This is a genomic window from Aquiflexum sp., from assembly GCF_977115555.1.
Genome location: NZ_CDSBKL010000323.1, coordinates 1 through 4,883, shown reverse-complemented (window position 1 = coordinate 4,883; position 4,883 = coordinate 1). Strand labels below are relative to the sequence as shown.

At 37.4% G+C, this 4,883-nt stretch carries 5 protein-coding genes; 4 read left to right on the top strand and 1 reads right to left on the bottom strand.

All coding sequences use genetic code 11. From position 1 onward, the window contains the following. Positions 1–10: 10 nt before the first annotated feature. The 4 genes from ACZFYI_RS15815 (at position 11) to cas6 (ending at position 3,633) form a co-directional block, all read left to right on the top strand. On the top strand, positions 11–343 hold the full coding sequence (locus ACZFYI_RS15815; protein ID WP_462525098.1) for a DUF3276 family protein: 333 nt from the start codon (positions 11–13) through the stop codon (positions 341–343). 120 nt (positions 344–463) lie between these two features. Beyond that, positions 464–1,546 carry an AI-2E family transporter gene (locus ACZFYI_RS15810; protein ID WP_462525097.1) on the top strand — a complete coding sequence of 361 codons (1,083 nt, stop codon included), beginning with the start codon at positions 464–466 and terminating at the stop codon, positions 1,544–1,546. A gap of 12 nt (positions 1,547–1,558) precedes the next feature. Further along, positions 1,559–2,656, top strand: coding sequence for a redox-regulated ATPase YchF (gene ychF, locus ACZFYI_RS15805; RefSeq protein ID WP_462525096.1), 1,098 nt, complete (start codon positions 1,559–1,561; stop codon positions 2,654–2,656). Positions 2,657–2,763: 107 nt separating this feature from the next. Further along, positions 2,764–3,633 (top strand): CRISPR-associated endoribonuclease Cas6, encoded by an 870-nt coding sequence (gene cas6, locus ACZFYI_RS15800; RefSeq protein WP_462525095.1) that lies wholly within the window; start codon positions 2,764–2,766, stop codon positions 3,631–3,633. 359 nt (positions 3,634–3,992) lie between these two features. On the opposite strand, the gene ACZFYI_RS15795 is transcribed toward cas6, so the two are convergent. After that, a complete protein-coding gene (locus ACZFYI_RS15795; RefSeq protein WP_462525094.1) occupies positions 3,993–4,571 on the bottom strand; it encodes an outer membrane beta-barrel protein in 579 nt (192 codons plus the stop codon). Between the last annotated feature and the right edge of the window lie 312 nt (positions 4,572–4,883).

Here is a 4,883-nt window from a genome sequence, read left to right as displayed (position 1 = left end):
GTGAACGACAATGGAGGGCGGAAATGATTACAATGACAGAGAAGAAATCTTCTCAAAAAGGGTGAAAGCAGGTAAGAGAACTTACTTTTTTGATGTTAAATCAACAAAATCAAACGACTATTACCTTACTATTACTGAAAGTAAAAGAAGAATGCAGGGCGATACTTTCGTTTTTGAAAAGCACAAGATCTTTCTTTACAAAGAAGATTTCGGGAAGTTCATTGAAGCATTACAGGGTGCTGTGGACCATGTCAAGAATGATCTGATGCCTGAAGTGGATTTTTCCCAATACGATGTCGAGGAATCCGAAACTGAATTAGATGACGAGCTAAAGTGGGAATAACACTGATTTTTTAAATTTAAAGGAAAAAGAACCTTTCTTAATGGATTTTAAGCTGTTTGACTCATTCCATACGGTGACATACCATTGTGAATGTTTCTTTTTCCTATCTTTCATTTTAATATGAAAAAGCCTGTCATTTTCCTCGTATTTTTTTTAGCAATTCTTTTTACAATTGGTTGGTATTTTTCAAACATCACCTTTTATTTTATATTTTCTTTGGTCCTGGCCGCTATCCTTCGACCTCTGACCAACAGGATAAACTCATTCCATGTCATAGGTCAACATACACCGAGGTGGCTTGCGATTATATTTTCTTTTGGCTTGGTGCTGACTTTAATTTTCCTGATAAGCCTCCTTTTTATTCCTCTGATTAGTGCTCAGATACATGTGATTTCCTCCTATGACCTTGATTACCTATATGAGCAGATCCAAAATCCTGTTGGAAAAATTGAAGATTTATTGATTAAATATGAAATAGTAAAAAGTGACCCGGGTTTTTTGATCCTTCAGGTTAGGGAAACACTCATCTCCAGTTTTGGGTCAATCAATTATCAGGGTGTGGTCAATACCATTGTAAATACTACAAGTTCTTTCTTGGTCGGAATTATAGCAGTAAGTTTTATTTCTTTTTTTCTTTTGCTTGAAAATGGCCTTTTGAGAAGGAATATCATGGATCTCATTCCCAATTCATATTTTGAATTATCCGTTTCGACATTCAATAAAGTAGAAAGATTACTTTCCAATTATCTTGTAGCCCTTTTGATTCAAATCACCTGTATATTTTCATTGGCTGCCATTGGGCTTACTTTGATGGAAATAGATTATGCCTTGACCATTGCCATGTTTGCGGCTGTAGCCAATTTGATTCCTTATGCAGGGCCAATTTTGGGTGCCACATTTGGGGTGATTGTAGGTCTTTCCACCGGGAATTTTGAGAATTCCAATGAGATTACTTTTATGGTCATCAAAATCCTTTCAGTTTTTGGCGTGGTCCAATTGACCGACAATATAATCTTACAGCCATTGATTTTCTCCAAATCTGTAAAAGCACATCCGCTTGAAATTTTTGTGATTATCTTTGCCGGTGCGAAAATCGCCGGTATCCTAGGAATGATCTTTGCCATTCCGGTTTACACCATTTTCAGGGTATCCATACTGGAATTTTACCGAGGATACCGAGAGTACCGAATCTTTAAAATGTAAAAAAAATCTTAAATGGCTTTACAATGTGGCATCGTTGGCCTACCCAACGTTGGAAAATCAACCTTATTCAATGCACTTTCAGCTGCCAAAGCTGAAGCAGCAAACTTTCCTTTTTGTACCATAGAACCAAATGTCGGAGTAGTAACAGTTCCGGATACGAGATTGACCGTCTTGGAAAAGCTTGTAAATCCCAACCGTGTAGTACCCACAGTCATTGAGTTTGTGGACATTGCAGGCTTGGTCAAAGGAGCAAGCAAAGGTGAGGGTTTGGGAAATAAATTTCTTGCAAATATCAGGGAGGTAGATGCTGTCATCCATGTGATCCGTTGCTTTGAGGATGAAAATATTGTCCATGTGGCAGGTGGCGTGGATCCTGAATTTGACAAAGAAGTCATCGACACAGAGCTACAGCTCAAAGATTTGGAATCAATCGATAAAAAAATTGCAAGGATTGAGAAAATCGCCAAATCCGGAGACGCACGGGCAAGAAAAGACCTTGAAGTCCTCCAGACATTCAAATCAGAACTTGAAGCCGGAAAAAACGCACGGGCAGTTTCCATTGATAAAGAGGAATTTGAAGCAGTAAGAGACCTTCACCTTCTCACCATCAAGCCTGTGCTTTATGTTGCCAATGTGGATGAAAAAAGTCTGTTGACAGGCAATAAATACGTCGACCAATTGAAAGAAAAAGTGAAGGAGGAGCATGCAGATGTCATCATTCTTTGTGCTGCCATTGAGTCACAGATAGCCGAACTAGATGATGCAGAAGAAAAAGCAATGTTTTTGGGGGAATACGGTTTGGATGAAAGCGGACTCAACAAATTGATATCAGGAGCATATAAATTATTGGATTTGATTACTTATTTTACGGCTGGTGTTCAAGAAGTAAGAGCTTGGACCATCAAAAAAGGATGGAAAGCTCCTCAAGCTGCAGGGGTTATTCATACTGATTTTGAAAGAGGATTTATCAAAGCGGAAGTAATTAAACTTTCCGACTATGAAAACTTCAAATCTGAAGCCGGATGTCGGGAAAATGGAAAAATATCGATTGAAGGCAAAGAATACGTCGTTCAAGACGGAGATATCATGCATTTTAGATTCAATGTATAACAAATTTCATGAAATTAATTTGTACTTTTGCAAGACCGTGAAAATTACAAATTAACGATTAATGACCAAGTTTAAATAATTGTTTCATTTCTATTTTTAATAAACCCGTGAGAATAAGATTAATATTTTCGTTAAAAAACAAAGGTGCTTATTTACCTTTCCATCATCAGTACATCTTGGCTCAATTCTTAAAAGGATTGATCGTAAAAGGTGGCAAGGAAGAATTTTTTAACTACAATTACTTCAATTTCTCTGGTCTTAAAGGTCAGACCAAAGTAAGTCGAAGTGGACTTCACTACTACTCGAGCTTAGTCACTCTAGTGCTTTCATCACCCAATGAAGAATTCATGGACTATTTGCTGGAGCAGGTATTCGAAACTCCTAAAATTGAGTTAGGAAACCTCATCCTTTCCCCTGAGTACACCGAGCAAGAAATCGAACCAACGCTTGAAGTATCAAACAAATTTGTTTGTATTTCTCCCTTGGTATTGCTTACTCCTGCCTTCAATGATGAATCAGGAAAAAGATTTATCAACCCAGACACAGATGAATTTTCTGATCTGCTTTATGAATCTACCTTGACAAGAATGGAAAGATCAGGATGGTACAACCAAGAACAAATGGAATCCTTCTACAAATTCCAAGTTGTACCTGACATGAATTATGTAAATAAGTTGAGAGAGCAGCAAAAGAAATTTGCTAGAATCTACTCCGTTTATGACATGGATGTCAAGTATGAAGTTAGAGGTTATACATTACCTTTTACTTTATATGCAGCTCCAGAAGTACAGGACTTCGTGTTTAAGTGTGGCTTGGGTGCGTTTACCCACAAAGGATTTGGTATGCTAGACCTTGCAAACCATGCTCCTAACCAACGCGCAGAACCATACAAGTTCAAAAGAGAAGGTTTCATCCCTTACAAAGCCCAGGATAGACCCAAATCCGGGGATTCAGCGGAAGAACAAGAGGAACTTTAAAAACAAAAAAACCGGCTTAAAGCCGGTTTTTTTGTTTTAAGCTAAAATTATTGAAAGCAGAATAGTCTTCAATTTATCTCTAAACGGACAATATTCATCAAAAACGACCCCCAAATATTAACACCAGTTTCTGTCTGGAAAATAATATAAACATCTTCCTTTCCTGAAATCTCTTCAATGTCTATTCCGAAATCGAACCACTTTTTTGTGCTATTTTTCGGCCTGTTTTCTTCACTGACAACCTGAGATTTTCCTATGATCCTGCCGTCAACATTGAGAAGACCGATATAAAAAAAAACAAGCCCAAATAAAAAATCCCCTCGGGGTAAGGGGATTATTCAAATGGATATGGAGTTGATTTAGAATTTCAAAGATAACCCGAGAATCAGTTGTTGGAACTTGAAGTCACCATCTCCTTTAAATATATTATCTATATTGACGGTCTGTCCATTGAGCACCCGCTCATACCTAAGGTCAAGACCCACATTTCCAAGATTAAGCCCAACGCCAAATTGGTAGCCTGCATTGAATTTTTCATAGTCAAAATCCCTAAGTTCATCTTCTAGGTAATAATGGAAGGAAGGCCCGCCAAAAACCGACACTACAGAACCTAGAAGATTGACCCCAACCAAAACAGGTGCATCTAATCTCCTGGTCTGCAATTGAACCAAATTGACTTCCGATTTGAGATTGGTATAATTCAACTCAGGCCTGATGTAAATTGGTCCTGCATTGATTTTTCCAAAAATACCCAAATGATAGCCAAGGTTATTTTTTGGATCTCCCCAGATTGCTTCAGCATCTTTGAAATACTGACCGTTTGAATTGTAATTCAAGCCTCCTTTGATTCCAAATCCTCCACCTGTTTGGGAGAAAGCCGATTGGTACATTACTACCAAGGCAAAAACGAGTGCGCCTGCTTTTAATGTAGTCTTCATAATAGTTGGTTTATGTGAATTTTAATTTTCTTGGAGGCAAATAATTAAACGATTGACGCTTATACGACATTACTTCCAATAGCATTTGCCAATATTTGCGAACATATTGATCTGATTTGCTGTTATTAAACGTATATGTGGCGGGTTCTTGTATAATTTTAAATTTGATCAATGACTTTCTTATTTAAGTCTATTGTAAACAGAAACCGACATTCAGGAATTTCAATTCTCCAAAATCATGCCCCTTTCAAAATCAATATCTAAATCTGGTAATTCTATTATGGAAATTTCAAAAAAAATCCTCCTTTTGGT

Bases quoted from the DNA above. Each gene is read 5' to 3' on its own strand.
- ACZFYI_RS15795 (WP_462525094.1), bottom strand. From the start codon at position 4,571: ATGAAGACTACATTAAAAGCAGGCGCACTCGTTTTTGCCTTGGTAGTA.
- ACZFYI_RS15810 (WP_462525097.1), top strand. From the start codon at position 464: ATGAAAAAGCCTGTCATTTTCCTCGTATTTTTTTTAGCAATTCTTTTT.
- ACZFYI_RS15815 (WP_462525098.1), top strand. From the start codon at position 11: ATGGAGGGCGGAAATGATTACAATGACAGAGAAGAAATCTTCTCAAAA.
- ychF (WP_462525096.1), top strand. From the start codon at position 1,559: ATGGCTTTACAATGTGGCATCGTTGGCCTACCCAACGTTGGAAAATCA.